The sequence below is a fragment of the Antarcticibacterium arcticum genome (assembly GCF_007993795.1).
GTDB lineage: Bacteria > Bacteroidota > Bacteroidia > Flavobacteriales > Flavobacteriaceae > Gillisia > Gillisia arctica.
The window spans coordinates 1,509,945-1,533,744 of sequence record NZ_CP042476.1 but is presented as its reverse complement, the minus strand read 5'-3'; the positions used below and the strand labels follow the sequence as shown (position 1 = coordinate 1,533,744).

The window sequence follows — 23,800 nt, the reverse complement described above, 5'->3', positions numbered from 1 at the left end:
AGCCCCTATGGTTGGTTTAAAACTATTTAAAAATCCCGTTTCCATGAAATTTTCCCGTTCCCTACATGTTGCCCTCATAAGTCTTTTCTTATCCTTTCCACTCTTTTCACAAACTACCGAAGATTATAAGGTAAAAGATAATTATAGCAAGCAGGAGGTTTATATTACTATGCGCGATGGGGTGAAACTCCATACTACGATCTATACTCCCAGGGATACTTCAAAAAAGTATCCTATAATTATGCAGCGCACGCCTTATAGTTCCCGGCCTTATGGGAAAGATCAGTTCAGGTCTAGTATTGGCCCCAACAACTATCTCATGCAGGAGGGTAATATTATAGTGTACCAGGATGTGCGGGGCCGCTGGATGAGCGAAGGTTCCTATGACAACATGAGAGCCTATATTCCCAATAAAAAGCGGAAACAGGCAGATGAGGCCAGTGATACCTATGACACTATTGAATGGCTAATTAAAAATGCCGCGAACAACAATGGAAAGGTTGGTACCTGGGGCATCTCATATCCCGGGCATTATGCTATTATGTCGCTTTTGGATGCCCATCCGGCATTAAAAGCGGTATCGCCACAGGCAGGGATAGGGGATTTTTTCTTTGATGATTTTCACCATAATGGTGCTTATCTCTTAAGCTACTGGAGGGCAACGACTTTATTTGGGTATGATAAGGAAAGCCCTACGACAGAAGCCTGGTATGAACTTCCCGATATTGGAACCCAGGATCAATACCAGTTTTTCCTGGATAAAGGACCATTAAGTAATCTTGATGAATATTACAAAGAAGACAACATCTTCTGGCAACAATTGAAAGAAAATCCAAATTATAATGAATTTTGGAGATCCAGGGGAGTAATCCAGCATTTAAAGGATATTAAACCCGCGGTAATGGTAGTGGGAGGATTATTTGATGCAGAAGATCTTTATGGCCCCTTTGAGACCTATAAAAATATTGAAAGCTCCGGCAATAACTATAACACTTTGGTATTTGGGCCATGGAGCCACGGAGATTGGGCGCGCAGGACCAAAAGGCAGGCGGTTGGAAATGTTTATTTTGGTGATGATATTTCTGAAGGCTACCAGCAAAATATAGAAACTAAATTCTTTAATCATTTTCTTAAGGGAAGCGGTACTAAAGAATCTGGATTACCCGAAGCTTATATTTTTGATACGGGAAAAAAAGAATGGAATTCATTTGAAACCTGGCCTCCTCAAAATACCCAAAATAAAATATTTTACCTGGGTGATGATCAAAAACTAACCAATGAGCCGGGAGAGGCTGAAATGTCTTTTGTAAGTGATCCCAAAAAACCTGTTCCTTATAATGATGAAATAAAGGCCGTATTTACTCCGCGTAAATATATGACCGGAGATCAACGATTTGCAGCCCGCCGGCCAGATGTGTTGGTTTTTGAAACCCCGGTTCTTGAGGAAGACATGAGCCTGGTTGGCGCTATAGAAGCACATCTAAAAGTGGCTATTACTGGTACAGATGCAGATTGGGTGGTGAAAGTAATTGATGTGTACCCTCACGATTCAAAGGATTATGAGGAGACCATGGACCACTTAAAAATGAGTAATTATCATATGATGGTAAGAAGCGAGGTTATGCGGGGACGTTTCAGGAACAGTTTTGAAAAACCGGAACCATTTGTACCCAATAAGAAAACAGATGTTACGTTTAATTTACAGGACATAAATCATACATTTAAAAAGGGCCACAAACTTCAAATCCAGGTGCAAAGTACATGGTTTCCGCTTATAGATCTTAATCCGCAAACCTATGTGCCAAATATCTTCGAAGCTAAAAAGGAAGATTTTACAAAAGAGTCCCACACGGTTTATGGCGATTCATTTATTAAATTTTCAGTGTTAGAAAAATAGTATTGAGATGGGAAAGAGGTTAAAATTGCTGCTGGTATTTATGGTTATTGCTGTTACAATATCCTGCAAAAAAGATAAAGATACCAGCGATTATAAGGATAGTGAGATCGCCGAATCTTCCGCAGCATTAAATGCATATTTTGACGCCGAATTTGAAAAAGACGTAGAGGAATCTCCCATGATGCAAACCCAATTGGGTAGAAAAACCAATTATGGTAAGTGGGATGATTTTTCACACCTTAAATATGCCAAAGACCTGGAAAAAGCAAAATCCAGAAAGAAATACCTGAAGGAAAATGTAGATGAAAAAGCCCTGGATAAGGAAACTGCCTTAAGTTACCGCCTCTATAAGCAGGAATTGAACAATCAAATTGAAGATTATGATTTTAGGTTCTATGATTATCCCGTAAATCAAATGAACGGGTATCATACCAACCTCCCTGCATTTCTTATTAATATGCACAGGATAGATTCCATACAGGATGCACGGGCATACATAGAAAGGCTTAACGGGATTCCCAAGGTATTTGACCAGGCTATTGAGGGTATGAAAATAAGGGAACAAAATGGCATTTTACCTCCCAAATTTGTTTTTGAAAAGGTGCTTGAAGCTTCTCACAATGTGATTAAAGGGAAACCATTTGAAAGTTCAAGTGAATCCAGCGCCCTTCTGCAAGATTTTAAAGCCAAGACTGATAAACTCGATATAACAGACGAGGTAAAAAGAAAACTCCTGGCCGATGCTGAAAAAGCACTCCTTACATCGGTTAAACCGGCTTATACCAAAATGATCGCCCTGCTGGAAGATCAGCAGCAAAGGGCGACTACAGACCATGGAGCCTGGAAATTCCCAAAGGGAGATGCATTTTATAACAACCGCCTTAAAAGGATCACTACTACAGGCCTTAATGTTAATGAAATCCATGAGATAGGTTTGAGTGAGGTTGCAAGGATTCATGGAGAAATGGAAGTGATTAAGGAAAAGGTGGGGTTTGAGGGCAGTTTGCAGGATTTCTTTGAATTTATGCGGAATGACACGCAATTTTATTATCCTAATACTCCCGAAGGGAAAGAACAATATCTCACAGAAGCTACCGCGTATATTGAAACAATGAAGGGAAAGCTTGACGAGCTCTTCCTTATAAAACCCACTGCAGATATTGTTGTGAAAGCCGTTGAACCCTTCAGGGAGAAAAGTGCCGGAAAGGCTTTTTATCAGCAGCCCGCTTTAGACGGTTCCAGGCCGGGAACCTATTATGCCAATTTATATGATATGAACGCGATGCCTACTTACCAAATGGAAGCCCTGGCTTACCACGAAGGTATTCCCGGGCACCATATGCAAATAGCCATTGCCCAGGAACTTGAAACCATTCCTATGTTCAGAAAGTTTAATTTTTATACTGCCTATGTTGAAGGATGGGGGTTATACAGCGAGCTTGTGCCCAAGGAAATAGGATTCTACGAAGATCCTTATTCAGATTTTGGAAGGCTGGCAATGGAATTATGGCGCTCCTGCAGGTTAGTAGTAGATACCGGTATTCACGCCAAAAAATGGACCCGTGAACAGGGTATTGAATATTATAAGAACAACACTCCAAATGCCGAGACAGATTGTATTAAAATGGTTGAGCGCCATATTGTGATGCCGGGGCAGGCTACAGCTTATAAAATTGGAATGAATAAAATTGTGGAGCTTCGGGAAGAAGCAAAAGCCTGGTTAGGAGAGGATTTTGATCTTAGGGAATTTCACGATGTGGTTCTAAAGAATGGAGCAGTGCCTTTAAACGTACTCGAAGAAATGGTACAGGAATGGGCAGATGCTAAAAGAGAGGAATTGCAATAGGTCAATTTGAAATAAGCCATAAAGCTGCCTCAGGAAATTGGGAGGCCCAGAACTTTTCACTGTGAGTTCCTTCAAACACGGCTTTGGAATTTACATCGCACATAGAAATGCCGTTATCAATTAAAATCTGACGCATTTGCATCATAAGCGGGACCATGGTCTCGCTTTCTTTATGTCCTGCCCTGAAAAATATCTTTGTTGAACTTAACTCTTCCATATTAATATTCCGGGCGAGCGTAAAAATTTCTTCTGAAAACCAAAAACTGGGTGAGAAAACCATGGCTTTGGAGAATATCTCAGGATGTTTTAAAATGCTGTAGAAAGCGAACAACCCGCCCAGGGAGCTACCACCAATAAATGTTGAGGCAGCGGCAGGCTTGGTTCTGTATTGGCTATCTATATAGGGTTTCAGGGTTTTGGTAATAAAATTCAAATAATTATCCGCATTTCCTCCTTTATGCTCGGGGTGGGCATAGGGGGTAAGCTCGTCTATCCTTTTTGCATTTCCATGTTCTATTCCCACTACAATCATATCCAGGTTCAGGCTGTCCAGGGTTTCATCCACCCGCCATTCTCCGGCATAGGAAGTACTTTTATCAAACAGATTCTGGGCATCCTGCAGGTAGAGTACGGGATAATTCTTTTGAGTGGAGGATTGGTAGGAGGCCGGGAGATAGATCCATATATTTTTTTCTGTTTCCAATTGAGAAGAATATACTTTGATTATGGAAACATTTGAGGAAGCCGTAGACTGGCTGAATCCGGCCATGTGAAAACATATAAGAAATAAAAGAGGGGTAAAGGTGCCTCCGGTTGTATGTTCATATTTACTTTCCATGTCCTTTGGATTCAAAATTGGAGATAAGTTCCTGGACCTTTTCAAGATCCCTTTTATTTGTAAGCGATTCCCGGGCATCATTTATTAGAGTTTGGGCCTCCCGGTCAATACAATCATACAATTTTTTGTTTTCTACCGGCTGCATTTTTAAATACCGGAACATCAACATTAATTTTTGAATCAGGATAATATCGTGTTTACAATAGGTTCGTATAGCTGCCATTACATTATATAACAACTCATCAAAGTCTACCGTATTTATTCTTAAAAATGCCTCATCGTCCCGAACGATGATGTTCCGGTCGTTTTTATACATCCTCAAAGAAAACAATTCAGATAAATAGTCAATTCCATTAATTGCAGTTCCCGGATCGTTTATCCCGGGGGACATAGCTTTCAAAATAATTTCAGTGATCTGTTTAAATGCCAAAACATAATTATCCTGCACCAGTTCTCCCCTGGAAAAATTGAAGTTTTCCAGAATTTTTTGAATGGTTTTCTTATCAAGCTCCTTACTTGCCCTGAAAAGTGGAATTCCCTTCAAAACAAAAATCCCGTTAACGGGTAACACATGGATTTTGAAATTGTTTTCCTTACATATACCAATAAGGTTGGGGATGGAGATGTTTTGTAAATAGCCGCTGTTTTCCGTGTAATATTCCTTCCAGTCGGTGGTATCGGGAAAAGGAAACTTATTGGTGTTTTCCTCTTTTATAAGGTTTTGAAGGTTTGTTTTAGCCACAACATAAATCTTGTCCAATATTTTGCTTATCTGGATATTTTCAGAAATATTATGGATAAAATAAATAAAAGCATAGATACAAACCACCGTAAATAAAATTCCTAAAAGCACTGAAAATCCCGGGATCTGGTACTTGTCTCCGGTAGGTTGAATAGAAAAAAGTATAAAAATACAGTATAAAATTGTTCCCAGGTAGATCCCCAGGATAATCTGATGTGATTTATCTGATATTAATCCGGGTAAAAGACGTGGAGAATAATTGCTCGATGCCTGACTTAAAAGCAACATTACCATAGAGAAACTAAACACCATCATAGAAATAAGTCCGGTAATTATAGCACTTAGTATGGTTAGGGCAGTATCGCCGTTATCTACTACAAGAATGGGAAGATTATCAAGTAGATAGCGGGATATCCCAAGATTTTCAAGGTACATTATTATAAAGGCAAAGAATATACCTATTACTGCGAAAACAGTGGGATAAAAAACAATTTTGCTTTTTATGATGCGAAGGATGCGAAGCAGTTTATTATAAAGTTGTTTCATTAAAAACTTATCAGGGATTAAAGTTAGGAAATCCCTTGTTAATAATACCTGCTTAAATCGAAAGCGCCAATATGTCATTTAATCTGATTAAAAAACAGACATAATGGCGTGAAATTTCAAATGGAATTTAATTTGCTAATATCCTCTTGAAAATTTTGATGTTCAAACTTTAAAAAAATAAAATGTTATGAGTTTAATTAAGCGTAATGAGGCCAATTGGCTGCCATCGGTTTTTGATGATATGTTTAAAACCGATTGGTTAGGTGGAACCACCAATGTAAACAGTATTGGAACAAGTATTCCTGCTGTAAATATTCAGGAAACAGATGACAACTTTATGGTTGAAGTTGCTGCTCCGGGTAAGACCAGGGACGATTTCAATATCGAGCTGGATAACGATATTCTCACTATTTCTTCTGAAGAGAAAAAAGAAATGGAAACCAGCGATAAGAGCGGAAGGTATACCCGCAAGGAATTTAGTTACAGCAACTTTAAACGTGCATTTAGCCTTCCTGAAACTGTTAATAATGAAATGATCTCTGCTTCCTATGAGAACGGCGTATTGTTGATCAATCTGCCTAAAAAGGAAGAAGCCAAAGTTCAGGCTAAAAGAATGATCGAGATTTCTTAATTGTTTTTGAATTAGTTGATAAGAAAAGCGCCAATTTAGGGCGCTTTTCTTATATCCACCAATATCCACCTGTTACCTGCGCTCTGGATAGTCAATATTTGGCTTCCTGTGATCGAAGTTATTGAAACATCATTCACCACATCATAAAGATCATCGGTTCCTGCAAATTTAAAGGGTTTGGTCTTGGTGCCTTTCCATGCTATGAGCGTTATGATCCTGCCTTTATTGGTATTTGCAGCGGGTATAACCAACCCGCTTATCTGATCGTTAATGCGAAGCGAAAAAACTTCATCTGTGATAACATAATCCCCGGTAGCTCCACCTGTGGTCGAGTAATTGAATGTACCAGGATATCTCCAAATCATATTCTTTGTATTATCCAACACCAGGGTTTGATCTGGTTTACCTTTGGCTGCGGGAAAAATATACTCCACTTCCGGGGTTGAGCCTATTCCCAGTCTACCGGCAAAATATCCGGCGAACACATTGGCGTTGTGGTCTCCCAGGGCAGTACTGTAAATGCCATATATATTACCGCTTCCCTGGGTAGTTCCAATCTGGGAATAAATTCCATAATTATTACTCCAGGAACCAAAAGTCCTGCCAACCCGATTGAAAATACCGTAAATATCATTGGTCCCGGTATTCTGGTAGGCTTCATTAAATATTCCGTAATGCACTCCGGTGCCAAGCCCTCCCACATTATTTTTTATTCCGTACTTCGTCCCATTAGTTGCGCTGCGGTTATCACTTATAATGGCATAGGTGGTTAAATTATCTGTAGCAGGATTGTTATTGTCTACCTCGAGCCCTTTTTTTATTCCCAGGTCCGCAGTTGAATTTAAAGCTATTTGAAGTTTAGCCGTTATATCCTGGGTGCCAATGCCAATATTCCCTTGCCTGTACATTGGTTCCTGAATGGTTTGGGGAACACTGGTTGTACCGGGTTTATAAAAGGCTCCTAAAGAGCTTCCACCTAAATTTTCCCATTTTTTAGACTCGTTGTTCCAAAAATAAAAGCCGGGGGCATGATCTGCTACCGTTTTAGTTAGGTAAACCAACATTCCATTTTGTTGGACGGTGGGGGAGGTGGTTGGAAACTTTGTGATTCTGGGAATGAGGATACCATCATAAATTGAAGGATTATCTGTATTGGAGGCTACAACATCAAGTTGTGCCTGAGGATCTGAAGTATCAATTCCCACCTGTGAAAATACCAGCACCGGCAGCAGGAAAAGATATATTACAACGTTTGTTCTCATGTGCATCTTCTTTTATAAAAGCCTGCACAGTAGATCTGTTAAATAGTTTGGGTATTCTTAAATTTATAGAATTAAACTATTGACAGTTAGATGATTGTGTGTAAATTAACCTTTTTTATAATTTCTTTGAGATTTGGATCACGCAAGAGTTTTGGTCTTTTCCTGTAGCATTTTTATTTCATCCCTTAAACGCGCCGCGGTCATGAAATCCAGATCTTTTGCCGCCGTTTCCATTTCTTTCCGTTTAGCCCTTATCCGTTTTTCAAGCTGGTCTTTGCTGAAATAGGCTGTCTCTTTTTCCGCAGCTTTTAAAGTGGGTGCCGTTTCAATTTTATAGGCTTCCTCCTTACGTTTTATAAGAGTTTCATTGAATGCTTTTACCAGTGCGGTTGGTTTGATATTATTCTTTGCATTATAGTCTATCTGTTTGGTCCTGCGGTAATCTGTCTGGTCCATGGTCTTTTGCATGGATTCTGTGATCTTATCTGCATACATAATAGCACGGCCTTCCAGGTGTCTTGCGGCCCTACCAATCGTCTGGGTAAGCGACCTGTTACTTCTAAGAAAACCTTCCTTATCTGCATCCAAAATTGCTACCAGGGAAACTTCAGGTAAATCAAGTCCCTCTCTTAACAGGTTCACTCCAATAAGCACATCAAAGATTCCCCGCCTAAGGTCATTCATAATTTCAACCCGTTCCAGGGTATCAACATCTGAATGTATATAACGACAGCGTATATTGATACGTTTTAAATATTTATCCAGTTCCTCTGCCATACGTTTGGTAAGGGTAGTTACCAAGACTCTTTGATCTTTATCTGCCCGTACGTGAATTTCTTCAATAAGATCATCAATCTGGTTCAGGCTGGGCCTTATTTCAATAATAGGGTCTAGTAATCCTGTAGGTCTTATAACCTGTTCTACATACACCCCTTCGGTTTTTTGCAATTCGTAGTCGGCGGGGGTGGCACTTACATAGATCACCTGATTTTGAAGAGCTTCAAATTCCTCAAATTTTAAAGGGCGGTTGTCCATTGCCGCAGGAAGACGGAACCCGTAATCTACCAAAGTCTCTTTCCTGGAGCGGTCACCTCCATACATTGCGTGAACCTGGGGTATGGTTACGTGACTTTCATCAACAACCATTAAATAATCATCAGGAAAATAATCCAGTAAGCAAAAGGGTCTTGTTCCCGGCAAACGGCCGTCAAGGTAACGGGAATAGTTTTCTATTCCTGAGCAATATCCCAGTTCCCTTATCATTTCCAGGTCAAAATTGGTACGCTCATCCAGTCGCTTTGCTTCCAGGTGTTTTCCTATATCCTGGAAATAATCAACCTGCTTCACCAGGTCATCCTGAATTTCGCGAATGGCTCCCTGTAAAACATCAGGGGAGGTAACAAACATATTGGCCGGATAAATATTCAACCGGTCGTATTTTTCCACAACCGCATTGGAAATGGGATCAAAAGCCTCAATTTCCTCTATATCATCTCCAAAAAAATGAATTCTGAAAGCATTATCTGCATAACTCGGAAATACATCCAGTGTGTCTCCTTTTATTCTGAAATTTCCGCGGTTAAAATCTGCTTCGGTCCTGGAGTAAAGGCTTTGCACCAGTTTATGCAATAATTGAGTTCTGGAGATTCGCATATCCTTCTGTATGGAAACCACATTCTTTTTAAACTCCACTGGATTCCCAATACCATATAAACATGAAACTGAAGCTACTACGATCACATCTCTTCTTCCGCTTAATAAAGAAGAAGTAGTGCTCAACCGCAGTTTTTCAATTTCTTCATTTATGGAAAGATCTTTCTCAATATAGGTTCCCGAGGAAGGTATAAAAGCTTCCGGCTGGTAGTAATCGTAATAACTCACAAAATACTCCACCGCATTGTCAGGAAAGAATTGTTTGAATTCAGCATAAAGCTGCGCAGCCAGGGTTTTGTTATGTGCAAGTACCAGGGTAGGCTTTTGAACTTCTTCTATAACATTGGCTACCGTAAAGGTTTTACCTGAACCTGTAACTCCAAGCAGCGTCTGGTATTGGTCATTTTTTTTGATCCCACCTACCAGTTGCTTAATTGCCTGAGGCTGGTCTCCGGTAGGTTTGTATTCTGATTTTATAGTAAATTTCATGAAAATCTTTTTCTTAGCTTCCCGAAACCTCGCAATAATCCTGCCTAATCAAAACGGCTTATCTTATCAGGGAAAAATGGCCTTTAAACTCTCTTCCATTGGCCAGATTCACCAAAAACCAGTAATCATTTGCCGGCATCAAATGATCATTGAAAGTGCCATCCCAACCACTGCTATCGGGATCCAGTTGTTTTAAAAGTTTGCCATAACGGTCATAGATCTGTATCCTTATGACAGTATAATCCTCATCATCAATTTGGACCGGTTTCCACCTGTCATTATAACCGTCATTGTTGGGGGTAAAAAAAGAGGGAAACCCAAAAACAAGGATCTCTTTTTCTACAATTCCGCAGGAATTTACAGTAGTGACATATACCGTATGGGGCCCTGAACTCACATTGCTGAAAACAGGACTCTCCTGCCAGGGGCCATCTTTATTATCCAGCGCATACAAAATGCCTTCTTCATTATTTGTGATCACCGTAATCTCACTTACCTCCCCATTGCTTTGTATCTCGACATTGTTAATTTTAGCCTCGGGAAATTCCTCTATTAAAAATTCCAGGGTTCGGCCACAGCCTAGCTCCGGATTAATAATTTCCACGGAATAACTCCCGCCACCATTTACCTGAATTTCACGGGATGTTTCCCCGGTGTTCCATAAAAATTCATAGTCCACACCATCTGAAAACTGAAGTTCTGTTCCTAAAGTAAGCGGAAACTGCGAGGAACAGGCACTCATTTCCGTGATCTCCTGAAGTTGTGGAAAAGTGGTGATCTCCAGTTCAATGCTTCCAGCTCCATAACAAATTCCATCACTTATTGCCTTGATATAAACCTTGGTGGGCGGGGAGGTATAAAGGTCCGGAAGCGCATTTATTCCTATGGCCGCATCTTCTTCAGTAAGATGGAAACTAAGATCGATATTGGAGGATAAATTAAGCTGGGATAACACCCTTGTTTCGATAGACTGAAAATTAAATTCGGCTTCGCCATTCCCTAAATCGCAACCTTGTGCAGGTTCGGGATCAAGCTCTATGCTGTCTTTTGTTTTAAGGGTAACAGCGGTAATGCTATAACAAATAGAATTAAAAGCTGTAACCTTGGCATACACCACCTGGTTGGCTGTGCGGTTGGTATACACATCATCCAAAGCATTTCCATTCAACGTATCCTCCACGGCTTCATTCCTGGTTTCGTAGAAAAACACCTGGGTATTTTCATTCCCAAGGGTAATATCGTCCTTGGCAAGTTGCAGGTTGAAGGTGGCGATTCCATCGGTAGAATTTTCACCTGTGTCGCATTGAACGAGCTCAAAATTCTGTAAAACCTCCGGAATATCTACAATGGTCAATTCTTTTTTGGCAGGTTCAAATTCCTCTCCGTTAAGGGTTCTCGTTTGAGTCACTATATAGGTGCCCGGAGAAGCATAGGTATGATAAACTTCACTTCCTGTCGCGGTGTTTCCATCTCCAAAATCCCATTTAATTGAAGTATATGGTTCATCACTGGTGAGAAAAAAATGAGTTTCATCTCCAAAACATAAATTCTCAAAATCAAAATTATTCAGAAACAGAGATTGTATAAAGGGAGGTAAGCCAAGTTTAACGGTATTATTACCAAGATTGATGGAATTGTGGGAATAATTGACCCCATTGGGCAGGGCTTCAGGATTTTTTATCACAGACATCAGAGAGTGGCGCTGCACAAATATGGGATAACCTGCACGGTAAATCCTTCCGTCTATCGCCAACTGTAAGGCTCCTGCCACATTATTGGAAGAATGAATAACCTTTTGAGAACTATAAATTGAAGCGCTTTCCAGATCGTATTGATATAGTTCACTTTTCAGCATTACATCCCTGTCATCATAAATATTTGCGGTGATATATAACTTTGTTGATTTAGGTGAGAATTCAACACCATATGGATAACTGTCAAAAAGGAGAAGTTCTTCGTTGCTTACCTGCCCTGTCTGGTCATTAAAATCATATAAAAATACTTTACCGGAATTTTTGGTCCCTGTTCGTTCGCTTCCCAGCCTTGTGGAGCTGTATGCCGCTGCAAGTTTTTTACCATCGGGAGAGATCTTCATATAACCAATCGCTGTAATATTAACCCCCTGTTCGCTTATTATGGGGGAACATTATTAGGAGAAACTGATATCACAGGGGTAGTATTAACACCTGCAGTGGTCACCTTGAAAGCATAAAATTTGTTGGTATGATGGGTAACAACCCAGTAGGAACTTCCATCGGCATGTAAAACGGCTGAGATTTTTTCTGAACTCTTGTATTCATTCTCCAGGGCATCGGCCGAATTATAGGTGACCAGAGGAGTGTTTTTACTTGCCGGGACCACATCTCCAAATCCGCCATTTAGGGACATATTTACCACGCTGTAATTAAGCCCGTCAATTGGATCTTCACCATCCCCGAAATAATCGGGTTTATCTACCGTAAAAATGAAATATAAACCGGGATTCCCCGGTTGGGGCACTATAAGGGCAGACTGGGTACTGGAAACATCCCCGTTTAGGCCATAACCATTGGGCATTCGGTTATGCCGGCGGTCATAGACCTGCACCCCATCTGTATAAAACAATAGGTTCCCATTTCGGTCTGAGATGGTGGCGGAACCTTCCTGGGTTTGCAGACTGCCACTTTGGGGTACGGGAAAACCGCTGTTAAAATTTAAACCTGCCCTATCACCAAAAAACCAATGGGCCGCTTCCCGCTGGGCAAAGGCATGCTGCCCTGCCAGCAATAGGAAAAAGAAAAAAAGGAAAGCAGGAATCTTCATGTTTTCATTTCCCGCTAAGTTATTTATAAATCTCTCTTTAGAAGTAATCTGTGAGAGAAAAATATGAAAAGAAAGGTCCAGATCATTACAATGAGCAATTGATACCAATGTACGCTGTAATCTTTCTCAAATTCTGACCCCAATTGGGTAGCAGCTGTTTGAATAAAACTCAGCCTTGAAAATGGTTCTACTACCAGGTTGCTCATTGCAGTAAGTGGAAAGAACTGCATTATATTTTCGGCGATATTAGAGTCCCGGAATATCCTCCATGTAAGTATACCATTCAGAATATTTTCAAGGATCCACCATATAAAAAGAAACCCGAGAGCGAAGGCCGATCTTTTTACCAAAACCCCAAGGAATAAGCAGAAGGAAAAGAAAGCGGTAAGTTTTATAAAATAAGCAAGCAGGTATTCCATATCTGAAAATACTATTGAAAACTCTGTATAATCAGAAAAAGAATAGCCCAGGATCATTGAAACCACAAACAGGAAAAGCGTGGAAATAAAGGCAAACAGCACAACGGTGAGGAATTTGGAGAGAATGAATTCCCTTTTGCTCAAGCCATCTATAAGGTTTTGTTTGAGGGTTCTATTGCTATACTCATTAGACATCATGGAAACAATTACTATTGCGAGGAATAATTTTAAAAGTGCAGCAATATAACTATTGAAATGCCAGATAAAGGGAAAGTTAAAGATCCCCTGGTCGGCCACCCTGAAATGCACCTGACCAATATTAAATTCTATGGATGCGATTAGTGCAATAAAAGTAATCAGGATGAAATAAGTGGTGATTAAGATCTTTGCAGACCGGCTGTATTTCAGTTTATGTAATTCTATGTCGAGTAATCGTAGCATTCTAGTTGGAAATTTGGTTGGTTAACTGTAAAAACTGCTCTTCCAGGCTTTCTTTTCTTTTCACAAGGTAGGAAAGCACAATTCCCTTGCTGAATAAATAGGAATTCAATACTTCGGCATCCAGGGGTTCATCAAGAAATGCGGTTATCAACCCATCCTGAAAGTTTATTTTTCCTATCGAAAGGTGTTCGGCAAGGACTGTTTGCAATTTTTCGGGTTCCGAAGATCTTAATTCAAAAAATCCGTGGCTGGCATTCATCTCATCCACCCGCCCGCTGTATAGTTTTTCACCTTTGCGTATGATCACCACATGAGAACATACTTTTTCAACTTCATCAAGTAAATGTGAAGCCAGCAGTATTGTTGTTCCGGTGGCTGCAATTTGCCTTATAATTTCCCTTATTTGATGTATTCCCTGTGGGTCAAGGCCATTGGTTGGTTCGTCAAGGATCAAAATCTCAGGGTCATTTAAAAGTGCAGAAGCTATGGCCAGCCGTTGTTTCATTCCCAGGGAAAACGTGCGAAATTTGATGTCTTTCCTATCCAGTAGTCCTACAACTTCAAGTTTTTCTGAAATTTTCTCCGGTCTCACACCCTTGATTTTACAAACCAGGGCCAGGTTTTGGGCCGCAGTCATATAAGGATAGAAATTTGGATGCTCAATGATAGCGCCAACCTGCTTTAAAGCTTCATGCGTAGAATTATTCCCACCAAACCAATGAAAATCTCCACCTGTTTTGTTTACAACATTAAGGACCATCCCCAGGGTGGTAGATTTTCCACTGCCGTTAGGCCCCAGGATACCGTAAACATTCCCTTTCTTAATGGTAAAAGAAAGATTGTTTACTGCTGTAAGGGAACCAAATTTTTTAGTGAGATTGTTTAAGGTTAAGATTGTCTCCAAACTAATAGATGTTTTAACATATGACGGCGAAGTTAACGTTTTGTTACAGGAGAACTCATTGAGAAACTGTATTTTTGAAAAAACCTCTTTTATGGAGAAGAAATTAATGTCCAGGAAAAAACCTTCTTTTCCTGTTAATGAACGTTTCAATAATTACCTCGCAAAATATAACCGCAACACAAAAATTCCGGTATTTTATGATGACCTTCTGCGTTTTGCCGGCGCTGTAAGTGTATATGACCGCAATGATGAAGACACCCTTTGGGTGCGCTGCTATTATTCAGATTCCGAGCGGAAGGAAATTGATGATTCCCTTAAAAAGGTTTATACCATCCTTCATTCTGATGGGAGTGATGATTCCCTGGAATATTTAAATATAGATGCTATTGATTACTGCACCTTCGGAAATTCAAAACCCTTTCGGGTTAAAGTAAGAAATGTATTGAATGACAGTTTTACTTATTTCTATGTAAAGCTGGCTGATGCCTCCCGTATTTATGGCCTTGAGATGGAGCATATCCTATCCCCGCACCGCATAAATTTCCTGGTTTATAAGGATACCCTCATCGAGGAGCACATTGCCGGAATTCCCGGAGATGTTTTTATTGAGGAACAATTGCCTATGTGTAATGAACGTGCAAAGACCCAGATAGCAAAGCAATTTGTGAAATTTAATGAAAGATGTATGGTGCGGCTTTTGGGAGATATGCGCTCGTACAATTACGTGATCATACCTACACACGATTTTGACCATGTAGATTATACCATAAGGGCTATAGATTTTGACCAGCAATGTTATGAAGGCAATTTAAAGGTATACCGGCCGCAGTTCTTTAAGGAGAATTTGAAGATGGTAGAACTTGTTACCCGAAAACTGCAGGATAATTCCATAGAACAGTACAGGAGGGAAGAGCGGTCCCTGCTGGCCAAAAGGATGATCAATGCCAGTACAAGGTTTAAGGAGCTTATAAGGTGTATGATAAACGACAATATTTCTACTGAAGAAAATGTACGTCAGTTACGGCGTGACCTGTTCATCTTTACAAAAGACATCAAGTTTAAACGCGCGCGTAGTATGGGCCAGATCCTGCGTACCGCCCTTGAATTTGTTAGAAGAAATTATGAAGATACCAGCACCCAGGTGCTTAAATAATTAACTCTTTTCTTCTTTGTTGAAATATACCAGGTAATAATACATCTGCTTTTCCTCATCCCAACCTTTTTCTACGAATTTTTCAGCAGATTCGGGATTGATGAAATCCAGTTTTATCTGAATATTTGTGTCAAGGTTGATTACGTTCTTGATAGATTTTCTGGCGGCGGTTACCGCGGTATTGGCAATGGGAAAAGTAGTAAGGTCCTCGATCTTATATTTGGGGGCTTTTTCAGTCTTGTAGTTTCTGAATTCCGGCATAAGGTCCGGATTATCAATAACTGAGTTCATGAATGCCGTCTCCTCGAACTCGTCATTTTTAGCGAAATAATCTACACTGCGGTTCATGAACATTACCTCCTGTTTTTTATCCTCGGCAGGTAAAACCACGTCTTTGGCGAAATTCTGGCAAAACTTTAAATACTTCTTGGTATAGAAATTATTATCGGCAAGCACATCTACTCCCAGGAAATTCTCCACCCAGTATTTGGTGTCGTATTTATTGGAATCTACAGAAAGGATCTTGTAACCCTCCTCGCGGTCCTTGTTAAAAATAATGGCGCCTTTATCCAATTTCTGAATATTAATTCCCTGCTGAATGATCATCTCCAGCGTAGTTCCTTTTTCCTGGAATTGAAGAAAGTCGTGTTTTAATTCAGACTTAAAGATTCCTATTGCCGAAACCTTCTCATTGTCCAACAACATATTTTCAAAATAAACCACATACACTTCCCCGCTTTTAATATGCGGATGAGTTGACTGCTCAAACAATAATGTGGTTATCTTTTTTGAAACCTCGTGAATATTACCAGGGTTGTCAAAGATTTGATTTGAAAGATTGTACAGTTCATTGAACTCCAGGTCGGTTTCGTGAAAGAACTGAAAGTAATTTTCCTCTTTCTCGCGGAAGGGCTTCAGGAAATATTCCTTTATCAATGGCGTGATCTCATCATTAAGCTGAAATGGTTCCCCTGAAAGAAAGATATTCTCGTTTCGGCTTTTATTTCCTACACGGTGAATGGAAAGGGATTCAATTTGAGCGTTATATAAGTTGATCATGCGGTTTTAGTATTGAGTAGTGAATATTAAGAATTGAGTACTAATTATATTGATTTACGCACCGGAATATGCTGCCGGCGGGCAGGGGCAATTATAATAAAATCCGGTGAAAATGTTGAATGACGTTTAGGTTAATAATTACTAGTTATTAACCATCTGGAATCCTGTGTTATGAAAAATTAATTCCAGTTCTCGTCGAATGACAGGTCATCGTAGTCGTCAACATCAAATTCGGAATCATAATCATCGCCAAATTCGTCCTTTTCTGCAATAAATTCTTTATCGGGAGCTTCAAGTGGAATCTGCCCGTGCACAAACATAAGATTTGGATAATCCCTACCTTCTTCAACTTCAGCAATTTCGCCTAGTTCTATCAGGAAGGTCCACATGCTCAGGAAGTCGTAGACATAAATTAGTTTGGTTTGATCTTCAGAAAAAATGCTGTCCAGCGTGGTCTCATTCATTAACCTCACAGGATCCTCTCCATCTCCAAAGTCAAATTGTGATATCTCTTCGCCCTGGTTCCAGGTTTCATCGCTTATATAGAATGCGGCCATTTCATTGCCATCAAAGCCAAAAGCGTTGATAATAGAATTATGAAAATCTTCCAGGGTGCTTTCCTCTAAAAGTTCAATATCGCGAAAAACATCTTCTTCGGCATCAAGAATTACTCTGAAACGGTAAACCATACTTAAAATTTTTGGACTGCAAATATACAGTTTTTGATTTGAAATTCAGGTTAACGGGTGAATCGATGTAGGGTATAGGTCATTGCGGTTAACAGAAAAAATGCACCTACCTGGTGAGCAACTCCAAGCCAAAGCGGCACCGCGTAAATTAAGGTTAGTACCCCCAGCAGGAATTGAACAAAAACCAGGATAAGCAGGGAATCTATCGCCCTTTTTTGTAAAACACTAAGTGTTAACTTCCTTGACCTGTACCAAATATAGCCAATAATAGCTACTACGGCATAGGCTAAATATCTGTGAACAAATTGCACCCCGCTTTTTCCTTCAATAAAATTGCGCCATACAGGGTTTTGCTCAATATAAACAGTTTCATGAATAAGCTTACCCTCATTCATCATAGGCCAGGTATTGTGAATTAATCCCGCATCAAGCCCCGCCACAAAAGCTCCCCATATTATCTGCACCAGAAGGATGATCATGCCAACGCGCACAAGATTTCTAAAGGCCTTATTAATTTGTATTTTTTCAGGATAGATGATATCCAAGGCAACCCAGAACGTAAATGCAAAAGTGATAAATGCGGTAGTGAGGTGGGCAGCAAGCCTGTAATGGCTAACAGCGGGCATATCTACCAGCCCGCTTTTTACCATATACCAACCCAGGAATCCCTGGAAGGCACCAAGTGCAAACAGGACAATGGATTTTTTAATGGTGGAGCGGGTGAGCTGCCGGGTGAACAGGAAATATAAGAAGGGAATAATGAAGACAATGCCTATAACTCTGCCAATTACGCGGTGAAACCATTCCCAGAAATAGATCTCTTTAAAATCTTCCAGTTCAAAATGGAAATGCAGTTTCTGATATTCAGGAAATTGTTTGTACCGCTCAAATTCTGCTATCCATGCCTCTTCGGTAAGCGGTGGGATGGTTTCGGTTATAAGCTTATAATCGGTCATAGAAAGACCGGAGTTAGTGAGGCGGGTTATACCTCCAACAATAACCATAATAAAAATAAGAAAGCAACCCGTGAACAGCCAGTAAACAACCTTTTTATTGTCCTTCATTTGTGAGATATTCTTAAACCACTCAATAAATTATTCCGGTTTAATTATTGGTTACCGGGGACCAGGCCAAGGGAAATTCCTTTTTTGATCATGAATTCCTTTGCAGCACTATATTCATTAGGGATCTCTCCTTCCAGGATCGCTTCTTTAATAGCATCCTTTATGATCCCAATTTCTTTGGAAGGTTTTAGATCAAATGTTTCCATAATTTCCTCCCCACTTACCGGAGGTTGGAAATTCCTGATGTGATCTTTCTCTTCAACCTCTTTTATTTTTTTGCGAACTTTTTTAAAGTTGTTGTGATATTTCTTAAACCGGTTGGGGTTTTTGGTGGTGATATCTGCCTCGCACAAGGTCATAAGATCCTCAATATCATCTCCGGCATCAAATACCAACCTTCTCACTGCCGAGTCGGTTACCTTTTCATCTGCGATCACGATTGGCCTGCTGCTCATTAAAACCAGCTTTTGAACGTATTTCATCTTTTCATTCAAAGGGAGGCGCAGGTTTTTAAACAGTTGGTAAACCATTTTTGCTCCCATGAATTCATGGCCATGAAAGGTCCAGCCAATTTTCTTGTGAAATTTCTTGGTAGGTGCTTTTCCAATGTCATGTAAAAGCGCCGCCCAACGCAACCAGAGGTCATCTGTATGAGGGGCAATATTATCTACCACTTCCAGGGTGTGCCAGAAATTATCTTTATGCCGCTGGCCCTCCACTTCCTCAATTCCCTCGAGGGCAGTTAGCTGGGGAAGGATAAGAGGTAGCAATCCGGTTTTATGCAAAAGCGCAAAGCCTACCGAAGGTTTTTCAGTAAGCAGGATCTTATTTAGCTCATCTGTAATGCGCTCCCGGGAAATGATCTGGATCCTGTCCTTGTTTCGCGTAATGGCCTTCAGGGATTTAGGTTCTATCGTGAAATTAAGCTGGGTAGCAAACCTGATAGCTCTTAACATTCGAAGAGGATCATCAGAATAAGTGATATCAGGATCCAGCGGAGTCCTTATAATTTGTGAATTCAGATCTTTCAGGCCGTTAAAAGGGTCCAGAATATTACCAAAGTCTTTGCCGTTAAGGCTAAGCGCTAAAGTGTTGATAGTGAAATCACGACGGTTCTGGTCATCTTCCAGCGTACCGTCTTCAACAACAGGATTCCGGCTGTCGTAGGAATAGCTCTCTTTTCGTGCACCTACAAACTCAATTTCAAGATCCCCGTCCCTAAGCATGGCCGTGCCATAGTTCTTGAAAACCTGTACTTTTGGAGTATGAAGAAGTAATTTTGAAACCTTTTTTGCCAGCAAAATCCCGCTTCCTACGGCTACCACGTCAATATCTTTATGATTTCCCCGGTCCAGCAGAAGATCCCTCACAAAGCCCCCAATTACATAGGTATCCAGTTCCAAATCATCTGCAGCCTTAGATATTGTATGAAATATTGGAGATGTAAGGGCCTCCCGGTAATTCTTGTTTTTGGGCATTTTTATTTGCGTATCACTTTAACCGTTCTGTCATTACCAATTTTAATAATTGCCGAAGGTTTATCTGAAATTTTTGAATGGTACAAATTTACTATATAGTCTACACCTTTTAAAATTTCAGGAGCTATTTGCGCAAAAGAATTTGGGGTGGGTTGCCCGCTTATGTTGGCCGATGTAGATACCAGCGGTTTTCGTAACTGGTAGATCAACTGCTCACAAAATTTTTCCTTCACCACGCGAATGGCAAGGGTTTCATCTTCAGCTACCAGGTTATTGGCAACCTTAATAGGGTTGTCATAAATGATTGTTGTTGGTTTATCTGAAAAATCAATTACATCATATGCAGGATCCGGCACCGAATTTACAAACTGTTCCAGCATCTTCACACTGTTCACCAGGCAGATCATCGCTTTATGGTCGCTTCGTTTTTTTAATTTGTAGATCCTTTCAACCGCTTCGGGATTGGTGGCATCGCAGCCTATTCCCCAAACCGTATCTGTGGGATATAAAATAATACCTCCTTTTCTTAGGATTTCAAGGGCATTTTCAATTTCCTGTTTTATCGCTTCCATATTTTATTTCTTTATAAATATCAAGGGTTTTAAGAGCCATGGAATGTGAGGTGAACTTATCCTCAACAGTTTCCCTGGACCTTTTTGTTAATGATCTTCTTAGATCTTTATCCTGTACTAACTGAATTAAATTATTTGCCAAACCTTTGTAGTCGTGGGCAGGAGATAATAATCCGTTGACCCGGTCTTCAATAATTTCCGGGATTCCTCCCACATTTGTGCTTACCACCGGAATTCTATGATACAGTGATTCCAGGATAAATTGCGGTAAACCTTCACTTTGGGAACTCAAAAAAGAAATATCGAATTGTGGAATTAAGCCCGCAGCATCGCGCTGTTCCCCTAAAAAACTGATGTAATTTTCCAGGTGTAACTCCCGCGTTAAATTTTTTAAAGTGGAAGTCCTGTTAGTAAAAGCACCTATTTGCACAAAATGAACCTGTGGAAATTTTTGTTCTTTTATAACTTCCGCCGCGGTCCTTACAAAGGTTTCCAGGTCTTTTGCCCGAATGTGATTGGCGATATTCCCAATTATGAATGTTTCCGGGCCTAGATTTAATTTCTTCCGAAGATTTAAAGAGGAGACATTTTCCAGGACTTTTGTATTGGTGCCGTGGTAAACCACTTCAATTTTGTCCTTATTTTGAATACTTTCTAAAGTAATCGTTGCAGTGGTTTTTGATACACATAGTATCTTTTTGATCTTATAATAATTGTATTTGTAAAGGGTTTGTTTCCTTGATTTGACAGGAAAGGAGGTTTTTTTACTGAATACAAATGGCGGCAGCCTAAAAAGATGACCAGCCATTACCGCCAGGGTTAAAGCTGTGGTGTCATGAATATGTATAAGATCTATTTTTTCGCTTTTACATAGTGACCTGATCTTAAATATATACCTGGGATCCATTTTAAAAAGTAAATGACCGGGATAATAGGTAAGCTCTGTTTCCTGAAGTCTTTTATGAAATTGCCCTCCTGCATTACAAAGTATAATGTTCCTCACTCCCAAAGAAGGATCTTTAAGTGCCGTACACAGGTTTTGCAGGTGGTTTTCACCACCACCCCAATTCGCAACTGCCGAAAGGTGGAGAATATTCATTTTAATATCAAAAGGCAGGAAGTGCCTTGGCAACCCCTTATTTTAAAAATGTTTGGAACACAAAATTACATTTTTATAATTTGAGCAATGACACATTTGGATGTAAACTCTTAGGGTTTATTTCCCTGATGCTTTTATGGTTTTTTCCTTTTTAGGATATGGTATTATTTATGAATTTCATACCTCATATGCTTGCATGGAGGTAGTTCCTTCATATTAGTAATTTAAATACTAACTTTGTTTTTGAAACAGGATTATTATGAAGGTTTTACATGTTTCCGGAGCAAAAAGTTGGGGTGGAAACGAGCAACAACTTCTTTATTTGGTTGAGGAATTGGAGAAATATGAGGTTGAACAATACTTGTTTTGTTATGAAAATACCCCTTTGCACCAAAAAGCCCGTGACTTTCCTGTTAAAATAAAAACCATTCGAAAAAGCAAGCCTTATTCTACCAGGTATGCAAAGGCCCTTTCACATCTTATTCGGGAGGAAAAGATAGACCTTATTCATTTACATACCAGCGACTCGGTAACCGGTTTTATGGTGACAGATATGTTTCATTCTTTAAAAACCCCTACCGTATTTGCAAAAAAGGGAATAAGCAGCAGGGTGAGTGCGCTTAGTAAGATCAAATATAATTACCGGAATATAAATCGTATTATGTGTGTTTCAAATTATGTAAAACGCAATTTCTCCCCGTATATCAAAAAGAAAAACCTGCATAAACTTGTTACTGTTCATGATGGCGTAAAAGTGGAAAAATTTCCTGCTGCCCCGGTTTTTACCCTCCGGGAAAAGCTCGAAATTGGGGAGGGCACATATTTAATTGGCAATATTGCAAATCATACCAAAGCCAAAGATCTTTCTACACTTATCCTTATGATGGATCATTTGGTAAACAATTTATCTATTAAAGATGTGCATTTGGTTCAAATCGGGGAATTCTCCCGGCTTACAAATGAACTCAGGCAACTAATTGAAACCAGGAAATTAAAGGATCATATTACCCTGCTTGGTTTTACTGAAAATGCTTCCTCTTTTTTACCTCAATTCGATGTATTTGTGATAAGTTCGATCAGGGAAGGTGGCCCAACTTCCTTAATAGAGGCTTTGTATAAAAAAACACCTGTTATTTCAACGCGGGTGGGCATTGTTGAGGATGCAATAGTAGACGGTGAAAATGGTTTCTCTACCCCCGTGGGAGAACCGGAAGCACTTGCTCAAAAAATTAAATTACTTAAAGAAGATCCGGCCCTGGCCCAAAAATTCAGGGAACTATCTTACACAACATTTTTAAACAATTTTACGGCCGAGGTTTTGGGGAAACAAACACTTAAAATTTATGAAGACGTAATAAATGACTACAAATAAGCATTTTGATTTATTTTCAATAATATTTGCATTGAATAAATAACATGAAAACAGCCTTATTAATTTCCACGTATAACTGGCCTGAAGCACTAAGTGTGGTCTTTCAAAGTCTTTCCCTGCAAACCCGGTTTCCCGGGGAGGTGTTGATTGCCGATGATGGCTCGCGGGAGGAAACCAAAAAGTTGATTGAAAAATTTAAAGGCTCAGTGCCATTTCCGGTAAAGCATTTCTGGCAGGAGGATAAGGGTTTTCGGAAATCGGTAATATTGAATAAAGCCCTTGCCGTTACAAAGGCCGACTATATTATTCAAATTGATGGAGACTGTATCATGCATCCCAATTTCATTGAAGATCATATAAGCCGGGTTGAAAAAAACGTATATATCTTTGGATCCAGGGTAAATATTAAGCCCGATGCGGTAGACCGGGTGCTGAAAGACAACTTCCGGAAATTTCCATTTTATTCAAAAGCGATTAAAAATAAAACACGAAATCTTAGAATTCCTTTTTTTCAAAAAATATATAAGCCCCAACCTACATTATCGCATAAAACCCGGGGCTGTAACATTTCCTTCTGGAGAGAAGATTTCATTGCCGTTAATGGGTATAATGAAAGCATTGAAGGCTGGGGAAGAGAAGATTCTGAATTGTTATTAAGAATGCTCAATAACGGAGTTCAGGGAAAAAGGTTGAGGTATGGAGGAATTGTTTACCATATTTATCATCCCGAAAAGTCAAAGGATAATTTATCTGAGAATACCCGGATTCAGGAAGAAACTATGAGGGAAAATAAGGTATGGTGTGAGCAGGGAATTGATAAATACCTTGAAAAAACCGTTTAAAA

Annotated in this window: 20 protein-coding genes; 6 read left to right on the top strand and 14 right to left on the bottom strand. The window is 39.8% G+C overall.

Going from position 1 to position 23,800, the window contains the following annotated elements:
- Positions 1 to 43: 43 nt before the first annotated feature.
- On the top strand, positions 44 to 1,897 hold the full coding sequence (locus FK178_RS06865) for a CocE/NonD family hydrolase (RefSeq protein ID WP_146832626.1): 1,854 nt from the start codon (positions 44 to 46) through the stop codon (positions 1,895 to 1,897).
- A gap of 7 nt (positions 1,898 to 1,904) precedes the next feature.
- Positions 1,905 to 3,743 (top strand): DUF885 domain-containing protein, encoded by a 1,839-nt coding sequence (locus FK178_RS06860; RefSeq protein ID WP_146832623.1) that lies wholly within the window; start codon positions 1,905 to 1,907, stop codon positions 3,741 to 3,743.
- Between the two features lies 1 nt (position 3,744).
- Here FK178_RS06860 and FK178_RS06855 read toward each other — a convergent pair whose 3' ends face one another.
- Both FK178_RS06855 and FK178_RS06850 read right to left on the bottom strand, forming a co-directional pair.
- Positions 3,745 to 4,581 carry an alpha/beta hydrolase gene (locus tag FK178_RS06855; protein ID WP_240793907.1) on the bottom strand — a complete coding sequence of 279 codons (837 nt, stop codon included), beginning with the start codon at positions 4,579 to 4,581 and terminating at the stop codon, positions 3,745 to 3,747.
- Complete coding sequence (locus tag FK178_RS06850) at positions 4,571 to 5,869, bottom strand: DUF2254 domain-containing protein (protein ID WP_146832620.1); 1,299 nt, start codon at positions 5,867 to 5,869, stop codon at positions 4,571 to 4,573. Before FK178_RS06850 ends, FK178_RS06855 begins: the two co-directional genes overlap by 11 nt.
- 187 nt (positions 5,870 to 6,056) lie before the next feature.
- Between FK178_RS06850 and FK178_RS06845 the strand changes: the two genes are divergently transcribed.
- Complete coding sequence (locus tag FK178_RS06845; protein WP_146832617.1) at positions 6,057 to 6,500, top strand: Hsp20/alpha crystallin family protein; 444 nt, start codon at positions 6,057 to 6,059, stop codon at positions 6,498 to 6,500.
- Between the two features lie 35 nt (positions 6,501 to 6,535).
- Here FK178_RS06845 and FK178_RS06840 read toward each other — a convergent pair whose 3' ends face one another.
- The 6 genes from FK178_RS06840 to FK178_RS06815 all read right to left on the bottom strand — a co-directional run bounded on the left by FK178_RS06840 (position 6,536) and on the right by FK178_RS06815 (position 14,470).
- Positions 6,536 to 7,762 (bottom strand): hypothetical protein, encoded by a 1,227-nt coding sequence (locus FK178_RS06840; RefSeq protein ID WP_146832614.1) that lies wholly within the window; start codon positions 7,760 to 7,762, stop codon positions 6,536 to 6,538.
- Positions 7,763 to 7,900: 138 nt separating this feature from the next.
- Complete coding sequence (gene uvrB, locus FK178_RS06835) at positions 7,901 to 9,904, bottom strand: excinuclease ABC subunit UvrB (protein WP_146832610.1); 2,004 nt, start codon at positions 9,902 to 9,904, stop codon at positions 7,901 to 7,903.
- A 58-nt stretch (positions 9,905 to 9,962) separates the two neighbouring features.
- Positions 9,963 to 11,999, bottom strand: coding sequence for a T9SS type B sorting domain-containing protein (locus FK178_RS06830; protein WP_146832607.1), 2,037 nt, complete (start codon positions 11,997 to 11,999; stop codon positions 9,963 to 9,965).
- A gap of 38 nt (positions 12,000 to 12,037) precedes the next feature.
- Positions 12,038 to 12,706 carry a hypothetical protein gene (locus FK178_RS06825; RefSeq protein ID WP_146832604.1) on the bottom strand — a complete coding sequence of 223 codons (669 nt, stop codon included), beginning with the start codon at positions 12,704 to 12,706 and terminating at the stop codon, positions 12,038 to 12,040.
- A 23-nt stretch (positions 12,707 to 12,729) separates the two neighbouring features.
- Positions 12,730 to 13,566 (bottom strand): ABC transporter permease, encoded by an 837-nt coding sequence (locus FK178_RS06820; protein WP_146832601.1) that lies wholly within the window; start codon positions 13,564 to 13,566, stop codon positions 12,730 to 12,732.
- Between the two features lies 1 nt (position 13,567).
- Positions 13,568 to 14,470, bottom strand: a complete 903-nt coding sequence (locus FK178_RS06815) for an ABC transporter ATP-binding protein (protein WP_146832598.1) — start codon at positions 14,468 to 14,470, stop codon at positions 13,568 to 13,570.
- A gap of 91 nt (positions 14,471 to 14,561) precedes the next feature.
- Between FK178_RS06815 and FK178_RS06810 the strand changes: the two genes are divergently transcribed.
- Positions 14,562 to 15,623, top strand: coding sequence for a hypothetical protein (locus tag FK178_RS06810; RefSeq protein ID WP_146832595.1), 1,062 nt, complete (start codon positions 14,562 to 14,564; stop codon positions 15,621 to 15,623).
- Here the strand turns inward: FK178_RS06810 and FK178_RS06805 are convergent, their stop codons facing one another.
- The 6 genes from FK178_RS06805 to FK178_RS06780 form a co-directional block, all read right to left on the bottom strand.
- Entirely contained in the window at positions 15,624 to 16,682 is a 1,059-nt protein-coding gene (locus FK178_RS06805) for a nucleoid-associated protein (RefSeq protein ID WP_146832592.1), read from the bottom strand.
- 179 nt (positions 16,683 to 16,861) lie between these two features.
- On the bottom strand, positions 16,862 to 17,371 hold the full coding sequence (locus tag FK178_RS06800) for a plasmid pRiA4b ORF-3 family protein (protein WP_146832588.1): 510 nt from the start codon (positions 17,369 to 17,371) through the stop codon (positions 16,862 to 16,864).
- 50 nt (positions 17,372 to 17,421) lie between these two features.
- Positions 17,422 to 18,435, bottom strand: coding sequence for a COX15/CtaA family protein (locus FK178_RS06795; protein WP_146832585.1), 1,014 nt, complete (start codon positions 18,433 to 18,435; stop codon positions 17,422 to 17,424).
- Positions 18,436 to 18,479: 44 nt separating this feature from the next.
- Positions 18,480 to 19,913 (bottom strand): CCA tRNA nucleotidyltransferase, encoded by a 1,434-nt coding sequence (locus FK178_RS06790; RefSeq protein ID WP_146832582.1) that lies wholly within the window; start codon positions 19,911 to 19,913, stop codon positions 18,480 to 18,482.
- Positions 19,914 to 19,915: 2 nt separating this feature from the next.
- Positions 19,916 to 20,485, bottom strand: coding sequence for an L-threonylcarbamoyladenylate synthase (locus FK178_RS06785; protein WP_146832579.1), 570 nt, complete (start codon positions 20,483 to 20,485; stop codon positions 19,916 to 19,918).
- Entirely contained in the window at positions 20,460 to 21,584 is a 1,125-nt protein-coding gene (locus FK178_RS06780; RefSeq protein WP_146832576.1) for a glycosyltransferase family 4 protein, read from the bottom strand. Before FK178_RS06780 ends, FK178_RS06785 begins: the two co-directional genes overlap by 26 nt.
- A 259-nt stretch (positions 21,585 to 21,843) precedes the next feature.
- Here FK178_RS06780 and FK178_RS06775 point away from each other — a divergent pair, with 259 nt between their 5' ends.
- Positions 21,844 to 22,956 (top strand): glycosyltransferase family 4 protein, encoded by a 1,113-nt coding sequence (locus FK178_RS06775; RefSeq protein WP_146832573.1) that lies wholly within the window; start codon positions 21,844 to 21,846, stop codon positions 22,954 to 22,956.
- 44 nt (positions 22,957 to 23,000) lie between these two features.
- On the top strand, positions 23,001 to 23,798 hold the full coding sequence (locus FK178_RS06770) for a glycosyltransferase family 2 protein (RefSeq protein WP_146832570.1): 798 nt from the start codon (positions 23,001 to 23,003) through the stop codon (positions 23,796 to 23,798).
- Positions 23,799 to 23,800: the final 2 nt, after the last annotated feature.